The following is a 20,424-nucleotide window of genomic DNA, read 5'->3' as shown; positions in this document are numbered from 1 at the left end:
AATGAAATGAGCCGTACGGAAAATTTGCTGAATTTTATATATATTATGCATTATTTCATATTAAAGATTGTCGAATTAACATTATTGTAGTGGTATGACAACTTGTAAAAATTAGATTGCTGTAATGGGATGGTGGGTAAGTATGCACGCAGAAAAATTAGGAAGTGAAATAAAGAAGATTAGAATGATGAGAGGGTTAACACAGAAACAGTTATCTGATAATATATGTCATCAATCGGAAGTGAGTCGAATTGAATCAGGTGCAGTATACCCAAGTATGGATATACTGCAAGGGATTGCGGCGAAGTTACAAGTGCCCATTATTCATTTTTATGAAGTGCTCCTTTATTCAGATATTGAGAGAAAGAAACAGTTTAAAGATCACATTCTTTTACTTTCTAAGCAGAAGAATTACAAAGAGATTTACGATAAAGTTTGGAATGAATTGAGAAAGGAAGAGTATCATCCGGAATTTCAACAATTCCTTCAATGGCAGTATCACGTAGCTGCCTATATGTTAAAGAAAATTAATTATGAATACTGTATTTTGGAATTGAAAAAGTTATTAAATCAACAATTGGCAGGGATTGACGTATTTCAAAATCTATATATTGAAAATGCTATTGCGAACATTTACGCGGAAAATAGTTATTTTAAAAAAAGCATTGAGCTATTTGAAGATATTTTAAAGCAATTGGAAGCTTTGCATAGTAATGAAGAATTTGTTGTGAAAGTTAGGTACAATCATGCGAAGGCGCTATACTTAGATAATCAATATGAAGGAGCACTTTATCAAGTTGAAAGGGCGATTGAAATATCATGTCGAATTAACAGCATGGCATTAATTGGACAATTATATTATCAAAAAGGTGAATGTCTAGAAAAATTAAAGCATGATGAAGTGGATGTTGCCGATGCATATGAAAAGGCGTATTTCTTTTTTGACATATTAGAAATGCATGTCTATAAGGAAACTCTTTTAAACAAAATGAAAAAATAGTGTGAATTACCTAAAAATGGATATGCAAAATTGCATACGATATGGATAAATTTTCATGATATATTAAAAGAAAAATATGTAGGTGATGGAATATGAAGAAGCTACTGATTGGTAGTTTGTTAACGTTAGCAATGGCATGGGGTATTTCATTAGGGGATACAGTAGTAGAGAAAAGCCAAGTGATTTCTGGTAATAATCAAGAGGTACAATTAGCTTCTGATTTACCGTTCGAATATTAAAAAAAACAACCGTCTTATTTAGGCGGTTGTTTCTTTTTGGAGTAACGTCCAAACATCTTCGCTAGAAACCGGTTTGCTAATTAAAAATCCTTGGATGTGATCGCAGTTTTGATTATGTAAAAATGACCATTGTTCCTCTGTTTCGACTCCTTCGGCAATTACATTTAACTGCAATTCTTTTGCTAATGTGATAATAGAGGAAATAATAGCTTCTTCTAGCGGGCTATTTTTAATGTGTTAATTGGATATTTCGTTAAATAAGCTAATGAGCTATAACCAGTACCAAAGTCATCGATTGAAATTTGGATACCGAGACTTTGAAGTTGTTCTAGTTTTTCAATTACAGATTGTTTTTTGTTAATGGCGATACTTTCGGTAATTTCGATGTCTAGTGCTTCGGGTCTTAATTTTGTTTCCTCTAATACTTTTGAAATGGCTGGAATTAAGTTTTCATGATCGAATTGCACAACAGATAGATTTACACCAACCTTTAAGTGAGGGAATCCTTGATTATGCCATTTTTTAGCCTCTAAACAAGCTGTACGGAGAATCCAATTTCCAAGTTCAATAATAAATCCTGTTTCTTCTGCAAGTGGGATAAATTGTGCAGGAGATACTATGCCTAGTGTTGGGTGTTTCCATCGAAGTAACGCTTCAAAACCGATAATTTGTTTTGTTTTTGTGTCTACCTGTGGTTGATATTCAAGGAAAAATTCATTTTGCTGCAATGCTTTTGAAAGTTCTCCTTCTAAGAAATGTATTTCTTTCTCAGCAATACTCATTTCTTTTGAGAAGCAAACGAATTTATTTTTTTCGCTTGTTTTCGCACGGTACATAGCGATGTCCGCATTTTTCATTAATTCTGTGGCATGAATACCGTAGTCAGGGTACATAGCAATTCCGATGCTTGGTGTAATAGACAGTTCTTCTTTTTGAATAAAGAAAGGTTTATTTAAAACCGTTAATATTTGTTCAGCTATAAAAGTAGTACTTCTTTCAGATTGCATGTTTGGTAACACGATTGTAAATTCATCCCCATCTTGGCGAGCAACAATATCGCCTTGGCGCAAACATCCTTGTAACCTTTTTGCTACTTCAATTAACAATAAATCGCCGACATCATGGCCAAGTCGATCATTAATTTTTTTAAATCGATCTAAATCGAGAAACAACACTGCAACATTGTTTGCTTTATTTTGTGCGTCATTTAAAATAGTACATAAATCTTTTTCAAACTTGCGACGATTTGGAAGTCCTGTAAGTGCATCATGAAAAGCTAAATGTTCAACTTGTTTTTGTTTTTCGTATAAACTTGTCATATCACGAGCAATTCCAAACATCCCAACTACTTTGTTCTGTATAAAGATAGGAATGAATGTTATATGAAGGTGATAGTAGTGGCCTTCTTTCTTTTTTGTACGGGCTTCTAGTGTTTGTGGTTTACCTTCTTTTGTAATTTGTAACGCTTCGTTTAGTGGTTCGTGATCTTTTGAATCGATGAAGTGTGAAAGCGAACAGTTAGTCACTTCACGAGAATATGCTGTAAATAGATGTTCGCAGGCCTTATTGGAACGTTGCAAAAAACAATCCATATTTAAAGAAAAAACAGCGTCAGGGTGATCTTCAAATAAAGATTTATATCGTTGTTCACTTTTCGAAAGAGCAGAAGCGCCTTCTTCAACTTTTCGTATGTATCAATTAGTATCTGATTATCCTTCCACATATATAATTGCCTCAAAAATAATAAGATGAAGGATAGTACTAATCCGAGTAACATCGATTTATTTTCCCACGGCTGAAAAATAATAAATACCAAGGTTATGATTATGCTGAAGTAGGGCAGAATGAAGCGCACATAATCAAATCGATAATATTTCATTTTTGTCTCATGTTGAACAGGTTTATCCCAGATATATAGTATTGCGGATAAACCGATTAATAACATAGAAGCAGTATGTACGAAATAGATTAATTCAGTAGAAGGTTCGATACCTTTATTTAATTGGAACAGATGTATATAACCATAAATAAGTATTATGGAAAAAACCGATAATTAATGCAATTCTACTAGAAGAATATTGCTCTCTCCTATATAGGCTAATAACAGCATAGGTTACTAATGACTGTGCAATGAAAGAACCAATCAATCCCCACAAGTCAGTTGTTATTTCATTAAAGCTAGAGATATTAAGAATAATAGCAAGTGTAAAGTATATATTCATAATAATGATAAATATGCTATCGAATGAAAATTGAGCAAGGCCCCTCATGGAATAATGCTTTATAAATTTTATGGCAAAACCAACAAATAGTAAGAGATATTGTATGATGAAAAATGGTAATGCTTTATAGGAAAATATGGGTTGATTGTAAACAGAAAATGAGTGAAGAAATAGAGTTATTTCCATTATCATTCCGCATAAGCAAGTGCATAAAATTAAAATCCAAAATAATTTGTCACCGCGTCGCATTTTTTTAATTGCTTTATATAAACAATAACAAGAGAAAATAGCAGCAAAGCAAAATAAAAAAAGAATCCCGATCTCTTTACCTTCCCAGCTCTTAGGTATGAATACAAGCCAAAGGGAAAATAAAGCGATATACATAATAACAAAACTTACATATTTTTTTTGTTGATCATATTATGACTCCATTTCAATAAAGTTGAATCTAAGGGGGAAAATGCTAATTTAAATAATAGCATATAAAATAGTTACTTTATTAGTATAAGAATTGTATTTTGTAATAAAAAGCAGTATAACGCTACAAATTACCATTGTAACGTTGCACTGCTTTTTCGTTTTATACCTCTTATAGAAGAGAGTTCAGTTACTAATTGAAAAAGTGCTAAATCTTTTCGTTTGCTTTCAATCATAATATCAAGGTCTTGATTTACTTTCTTTGCGGTGTATAAGAATGGCTTGATAAATTCAGCATCAATGTAATTGGAGTGTGCTCGAAATTCCTTTTCAGATTTAGGGGAAGAAATGTGAACTTTAGGAATCGTATTTGTATGTTGCCACGTTTCGAAAATATTAGGAAGTAGATTTTCTAACGGTTCGTCGCAAAGGTTCGCTATATGATGATGATAATCAAATACGAAAGGTATTCTTTCTTTTTTACAAACAGCTAAAGTTTCAGAAGCTGTATAAGTTTTATCATCATTTTCAAGAGTTATTTGCTCCTTTAAATGTGAAGGGAGTTTTTTAATATTTTCATGAAAACGTTCGAGTGCTTCTTTTTTATCTCCGTATGCGCCACCTACATGTATATTAATATAAGAAGAATCAGCTACTCCTATAGCATCTAATACGTTATAGTGGTACGTCATATCTAGAGTAGCATTATTTGTAATATGCGGTTTATCGCTTGTAAATATAGTGAATTGATTCGGATGAAAACTGATTCGTAAGTTATGCTCCCGAATTAATTCACCCATTTTACGCCAAAGTGGTGCAAATATTTGAATATAATTAAAGTCGACTTCAGGGTGTGTTGCAAGTGGAACGATGGAAGATGATAAGCGATATAAAGGTACTTCATTTGCAATATTATAATGAAGGATACGCATTGTATGCGTAATATTTTGTAGCGTAACATTATATAACTTTTCTTCTCGTTCTTGTTTTTTAAGTTTTTTCCAAGTTGTAAATGTCATTGTTTTTGCGGGAGAACAGTCCCATAGGGCCATTGCATGTGAGACATAACCAAAGCGCATAATCATGTGTGAAACACCTCGATATTTCATAAGTTATTCTATAAGAAAAATGCAAATATCGTTCCAATCCATTCTTTCCCTTTATCGATAATGGACAGAGAATGAACATCTTTCCAAGAAAGTAATATAGATCCGTCTATATCTTTGTCCATTTTGTTTTTTACTTCTTGTATGAAAGCCTTATCGTATAACAGGCAATTTATTTCATGATTTATATATAAACTTCTCATATCAAAGTTAGCAGTTCCAATATCGCAAATATAATCGTCTACTATAATAATTTTTGCATGAAAGAACCCTTCTTTAAATGCGTAAATGTTCGCACCTGCTCGTATTAATTTTCGGCAGTATGGAAATTTAGCTTCTCGAACGAGAGGATGATCAGCCTTTTGTGGAACGAGAATTGTAATATGAACGCCTCGCTGACGGGCTTCTAGTAAAGCATCCATTATTTTCTTTCCGGGAATGAAATATGGTGTGCCGATATAAAGTTCTTCTTTCGCATTTTTGATTAAATGTAAAAATGTGCTTTGTAAGTAGGCACCATCAGTGGGGATGAAACGATGTAACACATCACCCGATTGTTGCCTTGGGAAATACATTGTCCGTTTTAGTAGGTTTTCGTTCGTCTCATCGCGCCAATCATGTAAAAATTGACTTTGTAAATCTTGTACCCCTTCTCCTGCTAGGCGTAAATGATAGTCACGCCATAATCCTAGTTTAGAGTTATGTCCTAAATATTCTTCACCGATATTGAAGCCCCCGATGTAACCAATTTTCCCGTCAATAATTGTAATTTTTCTATGGTTTCTTTGATTTGCTGAAAAAAAGAGAAAAGGTAATTTTACTTTATGACAAAATGAAAAGAAGACCCCATGTTCCTGAAGTAATTGAATCGATTCCTTGGATAAACCGTGACTTCCGAAACGATCGAGAAGGAGCCGCACTTCAATCCCTTGCTTTGCTTTATTGAGAAGTAACTGCAAAAATTTTTGGCTTATCTCATCATTTTTTACAATGAAGAACAAAATGTGAATATGATGCTGAGCTTGCTTTATATCAGTAAATAGCGCATCGTACAAATCTGTTCCGGATGTATAAAGGTGAAAATCACTTCGCCGTAAAGGAAAAGTACGAGGGCGTATTCGTTTTAAATGAAGTATTCTTCCGTACGAAAAATCTATCTTAACCCAAAGTGCAAAACATATTAGTAAGAGAGATAAGAAGACCATGTTGAATTCCCTCCTTTGCATTCCTTTTCACCTTGCTACTTGTAAGTATTCATACCGTTCCAACTTAAAGTTTCACTTTATAGTTTGTCTTAAATAAACAGCTTTATGAAAAAATGTGTTGTTGTATAACAAAAAACTGTTGACTGAATGCTCACTCATTATATAATGAGGATAGGGGATATAATTCAGAAAATTATATATTTTCGAAGATTCTAAAAGAAAGAGGGCTTACAAAGAGAGGGGTAGCATAAATATGAATAGCTTACTAATCATTAATTGGCTGGCTGCCATTGCTGTTATTGCTTATGCGGGATATTTGTTTGTATATCTTATACGAACGAGGATGGCCTACATACAGTTAGGAAAAAAGATTGAATTTGACCGCCGTTTTAAAGAGCGTTGGGACCTTCTTAAGGTGAACGTTTTCGGTCAGAAAAAGCTGCTGAAAGATAAAAAGAGCGGCATCATTCACGTTATGTTCTTTTACGGATTTATTCTTGTCCAATTTGGAGCAATTGACTTCGTTTGGAAAGGACTCGCACCAGGATCACATCTTCCACTTGGACCACTATACCCTGCATTTACATTCTTCCAGGAAATTGTCACACTTGTTATTTTAATCGCAGTCTTTTGGGCTTTTCATAGACGCTATGTCGAAAAGTTAGTTCGTTTGAAACGTAATTTTAAATCAGGTCTTGTTCTTATTTTTATCGGAGGCTTAATGCTTTCTGTACTACTTGGTAACGGGATGGGCATTATATGGCATGGCGAAGAGCTTTCATGGAGTGAACCAATTGCTTCTGCAATCGCTTACGTTTTCTCGGGGATAAATGAAACCGTAGCCATTTCGGTGTTCTATTTCTCTTGGTGGGTGCATTTACTTATTTTGTTAACATTTTTAGTTTATGTTCCACAATCAAAACATGCACACTTAATTGCGGGACCAGCCAATGTATTCTTTGGTCGTCTTTCAAATCCAGGGAAACTTGAAAAGATTGATTTTGAAGATGAAACACAGGAAACGTTCGGTGTTGGGAAAATCGAAGACTTTAGACAAAATCAGCTCATCGATTTATACGCTTGCGTAGAGTGTGGCCGCTGTACAAATATGTGTCCGGCAACAGGAACTGGCAAGATGTTATCACCAATGGATTTAATTTTAAAGCTTCGCGATCATTTAACTGACAAAGGAGCAGCGGTAACGTCAAGAGCACCGTGGGTTCCAGTAGTCGCTTTTAATAATACGCAAGGAAATCAGTTAGCGATGATGGCAGCTGGAAAAGGGCAACAAGAATCAGCGGCTACAGCGCTTGCTTACGATCCAAGTTTAATTGGGGACGTTATTACAGAAGAAGAGATTTGGGCATGTACAACATGTCGTAACTGTGAAGACCAATGTCCAGTTATGAATGAGCACGTTGATAAAATTATTGATTTACGCCGCTATCTTGTTTTAACGGAAGGAAAGATGGACGCAGAAGCACAGCGCGCGATGACTAACATTGAGCGCCAAGGGAATCCGTGGGGTCTAAACCGTAAAGAGCGCGAAACATGGCGCCAAGGTGATGATGAAGTAACGGTTCCAACTGTAAAAGAGAAGTCAAAAGCTGGCGAAGAATTCGAATATTTATTCTGGGTTGGTTCAATGGGATCGTATGACAACCGCAGTCAGAAGATTGCGATATCATTTGCGAAGCTAATGAACGAAGCTGGCATTTCATTCGCAATTCTTGGTAATAAAGAAAAGAACTCTGGGGATACACCACGCCGCCTCGGAAATGAATTCGTATTCCAAGAGATGGCGACAAAGAATATTGAAGAATTTGAAAAAGCAGGCGTGAAGAAAATCGTTACGATTGACCCACACGCTTATAACACTTTTAAAAATGAGTATCCGGACTTTGGCTTACAAGCAGAAGTCTATCACCATACAGAATTGTTAGCAGGATGGGTGAAGGAAGGGCGCTTAACGCCTGTTCACCGAATTGAAGAAACGATTACGTATCATGATTCATGCTATTTAGGAAGATACAACGAAGTATATGAAGCGCCACGCGACATTTTAAAAGCGATTCCAGGCGTAAACCTTGTAGAAATGGCACGTAATCGTGAAACAGGCATGTGCTGTGGTGCAGGTGGTGGTTTAATGTGGATGGAAGAAACGACAGGTTCACGTATTAACGTTGCACGTACAGAACAAGCACTTGCTGTGAAGCCGTCAATTATCGGTACGGGATGTCCATATTGCTTAACGATGATAAGTGATGGTACGAAAGCGAAAGAGGTAGAAGAACGAGTTCAAACTCTTGATGTAACAGAGATTTTAGAACGCTCTGTTATAGGATCTAAGAAAGAAGCAATGTAACTTTTAAGAATGCATACAACTTTAGAAAGAGGTGCAATATTTGCACCTCTTCTCAACGTAGGAATATCGAGCGAGCGCTCAGCGCTAAAAAAAGAAATGGGGGAAGAAAACGTGGCTAAAACAGTTATTTTAAGTGCTGCAAGAACACCGGTTGGAAAATTTGGAGGATCTTTAAAAGATGTGAAAGCAACAGAACTGGGGGGAATCGCAATTAAAGCTGCGCTTGAGAGGGCAAATGTCTCTGCGGGGGATGTTGAAGAAGTTATATTCGGAACGGTTATTCAAGGTGGACAGGGACAAATTCCATCGCGCCAAGCGGCGAGAGCTGCTGGGATTCCGTGGGAAGCGCAGACGGAAACTGTAAATAAAGTTTGTGCATCTGGGCTTCGCGCGGTCACTTTAGCGGATCAAATTATTCGTACTGGCGATCAATCGCTTATTGTAGCAGGTGGAATGGAATCAATGAGCAATAGTCCTTATATTTTAAGAGGAGCACGATGGGGATACCGAATGGGGAATAACGAAGTCGTTGATTTAAACGTAGCCGATGGCCTAACATGTGCCTTTTCGGGTATACATATGGGTGTTTATGGCGGAGAGGTTGCGAAGGAAGATGGAATCTCTCGCGAAGCGCAAGATGAATGGGCTTATCGTAGTCATCAACGTGCGATTGTGGCGCAGAAGGAAGGGCGTTTTGAAGAAGAGATTATACCTGTAACGATACCGCAGAGAAAAGGGGATCCGATTGTTGTTTCGAAGGACGAAGCGCCACGCGAGGATACAACAGTTGAAAAGTTAGCGAAATTAAAACCTGTATTTGATAAAACAGCGTCAGTAACAGCTGGTAATGCTCCGGGGCTGAATGACGGGGGCGCGGCACTTGTGCTAATGAGCGAAGACAGAGCGCAGCAAGAAGGAAGAACACCGTTAGCGACGATTTTAGCACATACGGCGATTGCGGTAGAATCGAAAGATTTCCCGAGAACACCAGGTTATGCAATTAATGAACTTTTGAAGAAAACGGGTAAGACAATAGAAGAAATCGATTTATTTGAGATTAATGAAGCTTTCGCAGCAGTAGCAATTGCGAGTGCTGAAATTGCAGGGATTGACCCGGAAAAAATTAATGTAAATGGTGGCGCAGTAGCGATGGGGCACCCGATTGGTGCGAGTGGAGCACGTATTATCATTACTCTAATTCATGCATTAAAACAACGCGGTGGTGGAATCGGAATCGCTTCGATTTGCAGCGGTGGCGGTCAAGGCGACGCAGTTATGATTGAGGTTCATTAATAAAAAGGGGGAAGAGAAAATGAGCGTACAAAAAATTGTTGTAATTGGTGCAGGACAAATGGGATCGGGGATTGCACAAGTATGTGCAATGGCAGGATATGACGTGTATATACAAGATTTAAAACAAGAGCAATTAGATAGAGGATTAGCTGTAATTACAAAAAATTTATCTCGTCAAGTAGAAAAGGGACGCATGAAGGAAGAGGAAAAGGAAGCTATTCTAAGCCGTCTCACCTTGACACTTGAATTAGATTGTGTGAAAGAAGCTGACCTTGTTATTGAAGCTGCTGTTGAAAAAATGGATATTAAAAAGAAAATTTTTGCGAATTTAGATGAGATCGCTCCAGAACATGCAATTTTAGCATCAAACACTTCCTCTTTACCGATTACGGAAATTGCAGCTGTAACAAAGCGTCCAGAGAAAGTAATTGGAATGCACTTTATGAATCCTGTTCCAGTTATGAAGCTTGTTGAAATTATTCGCGGATTAGCAACGGATGATGCGGTATATGAAACGATTGAAGATATTACGAAGAAAATCGGAAAAGTCCCAGTTGAAGTAAATGATTTCCCTGGATTTGTATCGAACCGTATTTTGTTACCGATGATTAACGAGGCAATTTATACGTTATACGAAGGAGTAGCGACGAAAGAAGCAATTGATGAAGTTATGAAACTTGGTATGAATCATCCAATGGGGCCTCTTACATTAGCTGACTTTATTGGTTTAGATACATGTTTGTACATTATGGAAGTGTTACATGAGGGATTAGGGGATAGTAAATATCGCCCGTGCCCATTACTACGTAAATATGTGAACGCAGGTTGGTTAGGTCGCAAAACGGGTCGTGGCTTCTACGTATATGAATAAAAGATAAGGTGAGGAACATCTCCCTCTTTTTATAGAGTAGTGGTCTTACCAAAGAGTTAAAAAGATATATAGCAAACGGAGGCGGGGGTATATGAATTTTCATTTTACAGAAGAGCAACAAATGATGAGGAAAATGGTTCGAGATTTTGCGCAAAGGGAAATAGCTCCCTTTGTTCCTAGTATGGAACAAGGGGTATTTCCTAAAGAGATTTTGCAGAAGATGGGGGAACTTGGATTAATGGGAATTCCAGCACCAGCGAAGTACGGCGGTGCTGAAATGGACTTTATTTCTTATATTTTAGCTATTGAAGAACTTTCAAAAGTAAGTGCGACAATTGGTGTTATTTTAGCGGTACATACATCGGTTGGAACAAATCCAATTTTGTATTTTGGAACGGAAGAACAGAAGCAGAAATATGTTTCTAAACTGGCAACAGGTGAATATATAGGTGCGTTTGCTTTAACTGAACCAAATGCAGGATCAGATGCAGGAAGCTTAAAATCAAGAGCTGTGAAGAAAGGTGATCATTACGTAATTAATGGATCGAAAGTGTTTATTACAAATGGCGGTGAAGCAAGTACGTATATCGTCTTTGCTTCTACAAATCCAGAAGCAGGAAAAAGCGGGATTTCTGCATTTATTGTGGAGAAAGATACGCCAGGCTTAATTGTTGGGAAGGACGAACATAAGATGGGGCTCCTTGGTTCGCGCACTGTGCAGCTTACGTTCGAAGATATGAAAGTTCCAGCTGAAAACTTACTTGGTGAAGAAGGGCAAGGATTTAAGGTAGCGATGGCTAACTTAGATGTCGGTCGTATTGGAATTGGAGCCCAGGCACTTGGAATCGCTGAGGCAGCGCTAGCTTGTGCAGTTGATTATGCGAAAGAGCGTGAGCAATTTGGGAAGCCGATCGCGGCGCAACAAGGAATTGGTTTTAAACTAGCGGATATGGCAACAAGTGTAGAAGCTGCACGATTACTCGTATATAGAGCGGCATCTCTTAGAGCACAAGGTTTGCCTTGTGGAAAGGAAGCATCTATTGCGAAGTTATTCGCTTCTAAGACAGCAGTTGAAGTTGCAATTGAGGCAGTGCAAGTATTTGGTGGGTACGGTTATACGAAAGATTATCCAGTAGAAAGATTTTTCCGCGATGCGAAGATTTGTGAAATCTATGAAGGAACGAGTGAGATACAAAGACTTGTAATTAGTCGAGCTTTATAAAGAATACGGGACGGGGAGGAAAAGGACATGCATTTTAAACTATCAGAAGAGCATGAAATGATACGAAAAATGGTGCGCGATTTTGCGAGAAATGAAGTGGCACCGACAGCAGCCGTGCGCGATGAAGAAGAAAGATTTGACCGAGCTTTATTTGCTCAAATGGCAGAGCTTGGCTTAACGGGAATCCCTTGGCCTGAAGAATACGGTGGTATTGGAAGCGATTACTTGGCATATGTAATTGCAGTAGAAGAGTTATCGCGCGTTTGTGCTTCTACAGGTGTGACACTATCTGCACATACTTCGCTGGCTGGCTGGCCTCTATTCAAATTTGGAACAGAAGAGCAAAAGCAAAAGTTTTTACGTCCGATGGCAGAAGGAAAGAAAATTGGTGCGTATGGTTTAACGGAACCAGGTTCTGGATCTGATGCTGGTGGAATGAAGACGACAGCCAATCGAGATGGTGATCATTATGTTTTAAATGGTTCGAAAATCTTTATTACAAATGGCGGTATTGCTGATATTTATATTGTTTTTGCATTAACAGATCCACAGTCGAAGCAACGCGGTACAAGTGCTTTTATCGTAGAAAGCGATGCTCCAGGATTCTCAGTTGGCAAAAAAGAGAGTAAGCTTGGGATTCGCTCTTCACCAACGACTGAAATTATGTTTGAAGAATGTCGTATCCCTGTAGAAAACTTACTTGGCGAAGAGGGACAAGGGTTTAAGATTGCAATGCAAACATTAGACGGTGGCCGGAATGGTATTGCCGCGCAAGCTGTTGGCATCGCACAAGGAGCGCTAGATGCTTCTGTAGAGTATGCGAGGGAACGACATCAGTTTGGGAAGCCGATTGCGGCGCAGCAAGGGATTGGCTTTAAACTAGCGGATATGGCAACGAACGTGGAAGCAGCACGTCTTTTAACATATCAAGCAGCTTGGCTAGAATCTGAAGGTCTTCCGTACGGGAAGGAATCGGCGATGTCAAAAGTATTTGCTGGTGATACAGCGATGAAAGTGACGACTGAAGCGGTGCAAGTATTTGGCGGTTATGGTTATACGAAAGATTATCCAGTAGAACGCTATATGCGTGATGCAAAGATTACGCAGATCTATGAAGGAACGCAAGAGATTCAAAGACTCGTAATTTCCCGTATGTTAACAAAATAGGAACAAAAGCGTAGGTAAATTCCTACGCTTTTTCCTTCCAAAATAATAGAGAGAGGTGAAGGGGATGGTTAAACATAATGTACATGCATCAGTGAAAGATGAAAAACTAGTAGCGTTACGACGTGAACAAATGATTAAAGGTGCGGTGCAGCTATTTAAGCAAAAGGGATTCCCTCGTACAACAACGAGGGAAATTGCTAAAGCAGCAGGATTTAGTATCGGAACGCTCTATGAATACATTCGTACGAAAGATGATGTTTTGTATTTAGTTTGTGATAGTATATATGAACATGTAAAAGAACGCCTCGAAGAAGTGGTGTGTACGGAAAAGGGGAGCGTCGAAAGTTTAAAAATAGCAATAACGAATTACTTTAAAGTAATGGATGAACTACAAGAAGAAGTATTGATTATGTACCAAGAAGTACGCTTTTTACCGAAAGAATCTCTTCCGTATGTGTTAGAAAAAGAGTTTCAAATGGTAGGAATGTTTGAGGATATTTTAGAACAGTGTGCAGAAAATGGGACATTTATATTAAATAAAAAGGAAATTCAGCTCCTTGCACATAATATTTTTATCCAAGGACAAATGTGGGGATTTAGGCGTTGGGCTTTACGAAAGCTTTATACTTTGGAAGAATATACAGAGATGCAAATAAGGTATGTATTGCACGGAGCACATATGCTGCCGAAATAAATGGAAGGTAAATTATAAGTTGTAATCATTAATTTATTACTGCTTATAAAAGTTTCCCGTTTTTTTTTGTAGCATATTTGTTGGACTTTTGTTTATAATGAATAGTATGGATTTTTTTAAACAGGCCGTTATATATAGGATTATATTTAAGAAAGGAAGTGCCGCATAAGTGGATTTAAAGCAATATTCACCAGAAGAGCTACAAGAATTTTCCATGATTGAAGTTGTACATAGTGTTTTAGAGGGTAAAAGACAAGCAACGACATTTCATGATTTAGTTCAAGAAATCGCTCAAGTGCTGGGACTATCTCAAGAGCAAGTTAATGCGAAAATCGCACAATTTTATACAGATTTAAATATCGATGGACGTTTCATTAATTTAGGAGAAAACCGTTGGGGACTACGCAGCTGGTACCCGTATGAACAAATTGATGAAGAAATCCTACCTCAACCAAAACCTAAGAAGAAGCGTAAGGTTGAAGAAGATGACTTTGATGACTACATTGAAGAAGACGAAGATGGCTTCGATGATGCAGATGAAGATGTAGAAGATTTGGACGAGGTTCTTGAAGAAGATGATGATGATCTTGATGATTTAGATGAAGAAGATGATGAAGATGAATTCGCTGAAGAAGAACTTGAGTATGATGAAACTGAAGAAGAAGAAGAGGAAGAACTGTAGTTCTTGACTTTTCATTATCGTCCATGTAGAATCATTTTTGGGCTCTTTAAAACAAGACGATAATACTTTTTTAGTGTAAATATAAAAGAAAATTGCTCCCTACTTATTACTTTTTGTGATTAGGGGAGCAATTTTCTTTTTTGTTTTTTGTTTAGAAAATAAAAAGAGTCTAACAATAAGATAGATACAGTGTTATCTACATACGTTGCGCTTTGCAACGGTGATTATATAACAACAAAGTAGAAGGGAGTATTTTCATGACTAAGTATATTTTTGTAACAGGCGGTGTAGTATCGTCTTTAGGAAAAGGTATTACAGCAGCATCTCTTGGAAGACTTTTAAAAAATCGTGGTTTAAACGTAACAATTCAAAAGTTTGATCCATACATTAACGTAGACCCAGGGACAATGAGCCCATACCAACACGGTGAGGTATTCGTAACAGATGATGGTGCAGAAACAGACTTAGACCTTGGTCACTATGAGCGTTTCATTGACATCAACTTAAACAAATACAGCAACGTAACAACAGGTAAAATTTACTCTTCAGTTCTTCAAAAAGAGCGTCGCGGTGAATATTTAGGAGGAACAGTTCAAGTTATTCCTCACATTACAAATGAAATTAAAGAACGTGTATATCGTTCAGGTCGCGAAACAAATGCGGATGTTGTTATTACAGAAATCGGAGGAACAGTTGGGGATATCGAGTCTCTACCATTCCTAGAAGCAATTCGTCAAATTAAGAGCGATATTGGTCGTGACAACGTAATGTACATTCACTGTACGTTAATCCCGTATTTAAAAGCAGCGGGCGAAATGAAAACAAAACCAACGCAACATAGCGTTAAAGAACTTCGTAGTTTAGGTATTCAACCAAACATTATCGTTGTTCGTACAGAAATGCCTGTTTCTCAAGATATGAAAGACAAGCTTGCATTATTCTGTGACATCGATACAAAAGCAGTTATCGAAGCACGCGATGCAGATACTTTATATGCGGTTCCATTATCTCTTCAAGAACAAAACATGGACCAAATCGTTTGCGATCACTTGAAATTAGACAATCCAGCTGCCGATATGACAGAGTGGACTGCGCTAGTTGAAAAAGTACGTAATCTTTCTAAGAAAACAAAAATTGCTCTTGTTGGTAAATATGTAGAACTTCAAGATGCATACATCTCTGTTGTAGAAGCACTTCGTCATGCTGGTTACTCATTCGACACAGATGTAGAAGTAAAATGGGTAAATGCTGAGCATGTAACAGCAGAAAATGTAAAAGAATTAGTTGGCGATACAGATGGTATCCTTGTACCAGGTGGCTTCGGAGATCGTGGTGTAGAAGGTAAAATCGTTGCAATTCAATATGCTCGTGAAAACAAAGTTCCATTCTTAGGAATTTGTTTAGGTATGCAACTTGCATCAATTGAATTTGCACGTAACGTATTAGGATTAGAAGGAGCTAACTCTTCTGAAATTAATCCTGACACACCTTATGCAATTATCGACTTATTACCAGAACAAAAAGATGTAGAAGACTTAGGTGGTACACTTCGTCTTGGTCTATACCCATGTAAGCTTGCTGAAGAAACAAATGCTTACAATGCTTACAACGAGCCGGTTGTATACGAGCGTCATCGTCATCGTTATGAGTTCAATAACCAATTCCGTCAAGACATGGAAAACGCTGGCTTCATCTTCTCTGGTACAAGCCCAGACGGTCGTTTAGTAGAAATCATTGAATTAAAAGACCATCCTTGGTTCGTGGCAGCACAGTTCCACCCTGAGCTTGTGTCTCGTCCAAACCGTCCACAACCATTGTTCCATGATTTCGTAAAAGCTTCTATTTCGAATAAAGAGAGTAAGTAATAAAAAAAAGCGCCTGATTTCAGGCGCTTTTTTTTTATTAATATTCGTCTAACATTTCATCGATTGTAAATTTTAAACCGTGATAAGCAAATAAGGATAGGATTAAGCTAGGGAATCCGTAGCGATTACCCTCATCGTCTGGAATAAGACCTTTTAATAGTTTTGTATCAATATGTACGTCTACATATTGTTCCAGTGATTCAGCACCTTCTTGGATCGCTGAAATACCGACGATGGATTGTCCTGCTTCTTGAAGTTCTTTCGCAATTCCAACGATCTCTTCATCTGTTGAAAAACGACCGATGAGAAGTACGCGGTCTGCGGGGGTAACGGGCGCTTGCTGCCCATTCTCTATTAAGGTTTTCGCTTGTTTCAATGGTTCCATGCCGTACAATGCTTCAGAAACAACACCTTCCATTTCATTTGCACCATATAAGTAAATAGTGCCATCGCCAATTAATGCTTGAGCAAGTAGGCGAGCACTGTCTTCTATATTCATTTCTTCTTTTTGAGAAATTCTTGAGAAATAACCGCTTAACTGAGTCGAGAAAATTTTTAACATTGTGTTGCTCCTTTCTTTCGTGTTAGCCGGTTTTCATTATAGCCTATTTTTTTTATAAAGGTGAAGTGGTAGGGGTGGCGTAACAAAATAAGAAACAGTAAAATAAGAAAGAATAGGAAGGAATTTGGTAAAGAATAGCGAAAATAACCGATAAGATATAAGAAGCTTTTAATCTTGTATTTACACAGAAAGGTTGGGGATTATGGAAGGGAAAATTTTAATCGTTGATGATCAATATGGCATTCGTGTTTTATTACATGAAGTGTTCCAAAAAGAAGGTTATCAGACGTTCCAAGCAGCGAATGGATTTCAAGCTTTAGATATCGTGAAAAAAGATAATCCAGATTTAGTGGTTTTAGATATGAAAATTCCAGGTATGGATGGTATAGAGATTTTAAAACATGTAAAAGAAATTAATGCGGATATTAAAGTAATTTTAATGACGGCTTATGGAGAACTAGATATGATCCAAGAAGCGAAAGATTTAGGAGCTTTAATGCATTTCGCAAAACCTTTTGATATTGATGAAATTCGTCAAGCAGTGAGAAATGAACTCGCTGTAGAGGCATAAAAAATGAATTTTTTATAAAAAATATGGGAAAAAGCGTTTACATAGGCTGATGAGCGGGTGAATACAGTTGAGTTTTTTAGTACAAGTTGTTATCCTATTGAGTGTAGAAAAAAGTCCGGTATGTAGATATACATATTTTACCTTATTCTGGTCATACTACCAGCGATAAGAACTTATCGGATACAAAAAACGTTTTTTAGGAGGATTCACCATGCCTTTAGTTTCTATGAAAGAAATGCTAAACAAAGCACTAGAAGGAAAATACGCAGTTGGTCAATTCAACATGAACAACTTAGAGTGGACTCAAGCTATCTTAGCTGCTGCGGAAGAAGAAAAATCTCCTGTAATTCTAGGTGTATCTGAGGGTGCAGCTCGTCATATGACTGGTTTCAAAACAGTTGTAGCTATGGTTAAAGCTTTAATCGAAGAAATGAACATCACTGTTCCTGTAGCGATTCACCTTGACCATGGTTCAAGCTTCGAAAAATGTAAAGAAGCAATCGATGCAGGTTTCACATCTGTAATGATCGACGCTTCTCACCACCCATTCGAAGAAAACGTTGAAACTACTAAAAAAGTAGTAGAATACGCACACGCTCGTAACGTATCTGTTGAAGCTGAGCTTGGAACAGTTGGCGGACAAGAAGACGACGTAATCGCTGAAGGCGTAATTTACGCTGATCCTGAAGAGTGTAAACACCTTGTTGAAGCAACAGGTATCGATTGCCTAGCTCCAGCTTTAGGTTCTGTACACGGTCCTTACAAAGGTGAGCCTAACTTAGGATTCAAAGAAATGGAACAAGTTCGCGACTTCACTGGCGTACCTTTAGTATTACACGGTGGTACTGGTATCCCAACTGCTGATATCGTAAAAGCTATTTCTTTAGGTACTTCAAAAATCAACGTAAACACTGAGAACCAAATTGAGTTTACAAAAGCTGTTCGTGAAGTATTAAACAAAGACCAAGAAGTTTACGATCCTCGTAAATTTATTGGACCTGGCCGCGACGCTATCAAAGCAACTGTTGCTGGTAAAATGCGTGAGTTCGGTTCTAACGGTAAAGCGTAAGAATAAAATTCCGTTTTGGAAACCGTCTAGTCTTTTAGACGGTTTCCTTTCGTTGTATAATGAAAGCGCGAACAAGTCTAAAGATTTTATAAAATACAACTTTTGGTTGGCGGAAAGTTCTATATTTCTTCGTGTGAGTTATAGTTAGTAGAGTTTGTTTTCATTCTTAAAATAGAAAATAATGTGCATAGTCCTATTAATAAATGTAATAGTGTATCTAGAGATTGGCTTGGCAAGCAGTTAGTCTTCATCTGTGTACTCGATGTATACAGAGTAGTGTCAGGTGGGGTCTTACTACTTGTTGAGTTTTAGGATGGGAAGAAAAACAATTGAGATTTTTCAGGGTAAACCTTCTGTTTCTCTATAAAAATGGGGAATAGAAAATAAATACATTCACAAGAAGGGAGCTCAACATGGAAAAGTTGCTAATTGAAGGCGGAAGACCTTTACATGGATCGATTCGCGTGAGTGGTGCAAAGAATAGTGCTGTTGCTCTAATTCCAGCGACAATTTTAGCAGATACTCCAGTGACCATCGGTGGTGTACCTAACATTTCAGATGTGAAGATGTTAGGAGACTTACTAGAGGAAATTGGAGGGGTGGTAACTTATGGTCAGGAGGAAGAGATGACCATAGATCCTTCTAAGATGGTTGCGATGCCCTTACCAAATGGGAAAGTGAAAAAATTGCGTGCTTCTTATTACTTGATGGGCGCTATGCTTGGCCGTTTTAAAAAAGCTGTAATTGGGCTTCCTGGTGGATGTCATTTAGGGCCAAGACCAATCGATCAGCACATTAAAGGTTTTGAAGCGTTAGGAGCACACGTTACAAATGAACAAGGTGCTATTTATTTAAGAGCGGATGAATTACGCGGGGCACGTATTTATTTAGATGTTGTTAGTGTAGGAGCTACGATTAATATTATGTTAGCAGCTGTACGAGCGAAAGGTAGAACTGTAATTGAAAATGCGGCAAAAGAGCCAGAGATTATCGATGTAGCTACATTGTTAACAAGTATGGGAGCTCGCATTAAAGGTGCTGGTACAGATGTGATACGAATTGATGGTGTGGATTCTTTACACGGTTGTTATCATTCTATCATTCCAGATCGCATTGAAGCAGGTACGTATATGATTTTAGGAGCAGCATCGGGTGGTGAGGTAATAGTTGATAATGTGATTCCTCAGCATCTAGAATCAGTTACTGCAAAACTAAGAGAAGCTGGTGTACATGTTGAAACGAATGACGATCAAATTACAGTGAACGGTAATCGTAAGCTAAAGATGGTGGATATAAAAACACTTGTGTATCCAGGGTTTCCGACGGACTTACAACAACCATTCACAACGCTTTTAACAAAAGCACATGGAACAGGGGTTGTAACAGATACAATTTATGGAGCTCGTTTTAAGCATATCGATGAATTACGTCGAATGAATGCACAAATTAAAGTAGAAGGTCGCGCGGCAATTGTAACGGGCCCTGTCTTATTACAAGGTGCAAAGGTGAAAGCGAGCGACTTACGAGCAGGAGCAGCACTTGTGATCGCAGGTTTAATGGCTGATGGGATTACAGAAGTAACGGGACTCGAACATATTGATCGAGGGTATGAAAATATAGTAGACAAGCTTAAGGGGCTTGGTGCAAACATTTGGCGAGAACAAATGACGCAGCAAGAAATTGAAGAAATGAAGAACGCATAAAGTAATCGTATAATCGCATGCAATGTACTTTTTATATGAAGACTTGCTAGCAATTGCAAAAGTAAAGTGGTGATGCTTCCGTTAATGGGGAACGAAGAATCACTGCTAACGGAAGCTACACTTTATAGAAAGAAACGCTGCACAAATTACGGCATAAATATAAAGACTTAA

The 20,424-nt window shown here is 37.7% G+C and carries 16 protein-coding genes and 1 pseudogene; 13 read left to right on the top strand and 4 right to left on the bottom strand.

The window, feature by feature from the left end:
* The first annotated feature begins 142 nt into the window (after positions 1-142).
* Together DJ93_RS12155 and DJ93_RS12150 are read left to right on the top strand one after the other, a co-directional pair.
* Positions 143-1,000 carry a helix-turn-helix domain-containing protein gene (locus tag DJ93_RS12155; protein ID WP_042981086.1) on the top strand — a complete coding sequence of 286 codons (858 nt, stop codon included), beginning with the start codon at positions 143-145 and terminating at the stop codon, positions 998-1,000.
* A gap of 92 nt (positions 1,001-1,092) precedes the next feature.
* A complete protein-coding gene (locus DJ93_RS12150; RefSeq protein ID WP_042981085.1) occupies positions 1,093-1,239 on the top strand; it encodes a quorum-sensing peptide PapR in 147 nt (48 codons plus the stop codon).
* An 18-nt stretch (positions 1,240-1,257) separates the two neighbouring features.
* On the opposite strand, the pseudogene DJ93_RS12145 reads toward DJ93_RS12150, so the two are convergent.
* The 3 genes and pseudogenes from DJ93_RS12145 to cls all read right to left on the bottom strand — a co-directional run bounded on the left by DJ93_RS12145 (position 1,258) and on the right by cls (position 6,189).
* Positions 1,258-3,845, bottom strand: a pseudogene (locus DJ93_RS12145) (DUF4084 domain-containing protein).
* Positions 3,846-4,009: 164 nt separating this feature from the next.
* Positions 4,010-4,963: a UV DNA damage repair endonuclease UvsE gene (gene uvsE / locus DJ93_RS12135; RefSeq protein WP_042981082.1), complete on the bottom strand. Its 954-nt coding sequence runs from the start codon at positions 4,961-4,963 to the stop codon at positions 4,010-4,012.
* 32 nt (positions 4,964-4,995) lie between these two features.
* Positions 4,996-6,189 carry a cardiolipin synthase gene (gene cls / locus DJ93_RS12130; RefSeq protein ID WP_042981081.1) on the bottom strand — a complete coding sequence of 398 codons (1,194 nt, stop codon included), beginning with the start codon at positions 6,187-6,189 and terminating at the stop codon, positions 4,996-4,998.
* 253 nt (positions 6,190-6,442) lie between these two features.
* On the opposite strand from cls, the gene DJ93_RS12125 reads away from it, so the two are divergent.
* From DJ93_RS12125 to pyrG, 8 genes are all read left to right on the top strand, one after another.
* Entirely contained in the window at positions 6,443-8,554 is a 2,112-nt protein-coding gene (locus DJ93_RS12125; protein WP_042981079.1) for a (Fe-S)-binding protein, read from the top strand.
* Between the two features lie 9 nt (positions 8,555-8,563).
* Entirely contained in the window at positions 8,564-9,847 is a 1,284-nt protein-coding gene (locus DJ93_RS12120) for an acetyl-CoA C-acetyltransferase (protein WP_117287861.1), read from the top strand.
* 19 nt (positions 9,848-9,866) lie between these two features.
* Entirely contained in the window at positions 9,867-10,718 is an 852-nt protein-coding gene (locus tag DJ93_RS12115; protein ID WP_042981078.1) for a 3-hydroxybutyryl-CoA dehydrogenase, read from the top strand.
* Positions 10,719-10,809: 91 nt separating this feature from the next.
* Positions 10,810-11,940, top strand: coding sequence for an acyl-CoA dehydrogenase (locus DJ93_RS12110; RefSeq protein WP_042981076.1), 1,131 nt, complete (start codon positions 10,810-10,812; stop codon positions 11,938-11,940).
* Between the two features lie 27 nt (positions 11,941-11,967).
* Positions 11,968-13,107, top strand: coding sequence for an acyl-CoA dehydrogenase AcdA (gene acdA, locus DJ93_RS12105; protein ID WP_042981075.1), 1,140 nt, complete (start codon positions 11,968-11,970; stop codon positions 13,105-13,107).
* A gap of 64 nt (positions 13,108-13,171) precedes the next feature.
* Positions 13,172-13,801, top strand: a complete 630-nt coding sequence (locus DJ93_RS12100; RefSeq protein WP_042981074.1) for a TetR/AcrR family transcriptional regulator — start codon at positions 13,172-13,174, stop codon at positions 13,799-13,801.
* Between the two features lie 169 nt (positions 13,802-13,970).
* A complete protein-coding gene (gene rpoE / locus DJ93_RS12095) occupies positions 13,971-14,483 on the top strand; it encodes a DNA-directed RNA polymerase subunit delta (protein ID WP_042981073.1) in 513 nt (170 codons plus the stop codon).
* Between the two features lie 257 nt (positions 14,484-14,740).
* Positions 14,741-16,348, top strand: a complete 1,608-nt coding sequence (gene pyrG, locus DJ93_RS12090; RefSeq protein WP_042981072.1) for a CTP synthase — start codon at positions 14,741-14,743, stop codon at positions 16,346-16,348.
* A 37-nt stretch (positions 16,349-16,385) separates the two neighbouring features.
* Here the strand turns inward: pyrG and DJ93_RS12085 are convergent, their stop codons facing one another.
* A complete protein-coding gene (locus DJ93_RS12085) occupies positions 16,386-16,910 on the bottom strand; it encodes a DUF2529 domain-containing protein (protein WP_042981071.1) in 525 nt (174 codons plus the stop codon).
* 202 nt (positions 16,911-17,112) lie between these two features.
* Here DJ93_RS12085 and spo0F point away from each other — a divergent pair, with 202 nt between their 5' ends.
* From spo0F to murA, 3 genes are all read left to right on the top strand, one after another.
* Positions 17,113-17,481 carry a sporulation initiation phosphotransferase Spo0F gene (gene spo0F / locus DJ93_RS12080; RefSeq protein WP_042981070.1) on the top strand — a complete coding sequence of 123 codons (369 nt, stop codon included), beginning with the start codon at positions 17,113-17,115 and terminating at the stop codon, positions 17,479-17,481.
* A 211-nt stretch (positions 17,482-17,692) separates the two neighbouring features.
* Positions 17,693-18,550: a class II fructose-bisphosphate aldolase gene (locus DJ93_RS12075; protein WP_042981069.1), complete on the top strand. Its 858-nt coding sequence runs from the start codon at positions 17,693-17,695 to the stop codon at positions 18,548-18,550.
* 413 nt (positions 18,551-18,963) lie between these two features.
* Complete coding sequence (gene murA, locus DJ93_RS12070) at positions 18,964-20,253, top strand: UDP-N-acetylglucosamine 1-carboxyvinyltransferase (RefSeq protein WP_042981068.1); 1,290 nt, start codon at positions 18,964-18,966, stop codon at positions 20,251-20,253.
* Positions 20,254-20,424 lie beyond the last annotated feature (171 nt).

This window comes from Bacillus clarus (assembly GCF_000746925.1).
Classification (GTDB): Bacteria; Bacillota; Bacilli; order Bacillales; family Bacillaceae_G; genus Bacillus_A; species Bacillus_A clarus.
The sequence above is the reverse complement of the archived record's forward strand: the minus strand, read 5'-3'. Positions and strand labels throughout refer to the sequence as shown.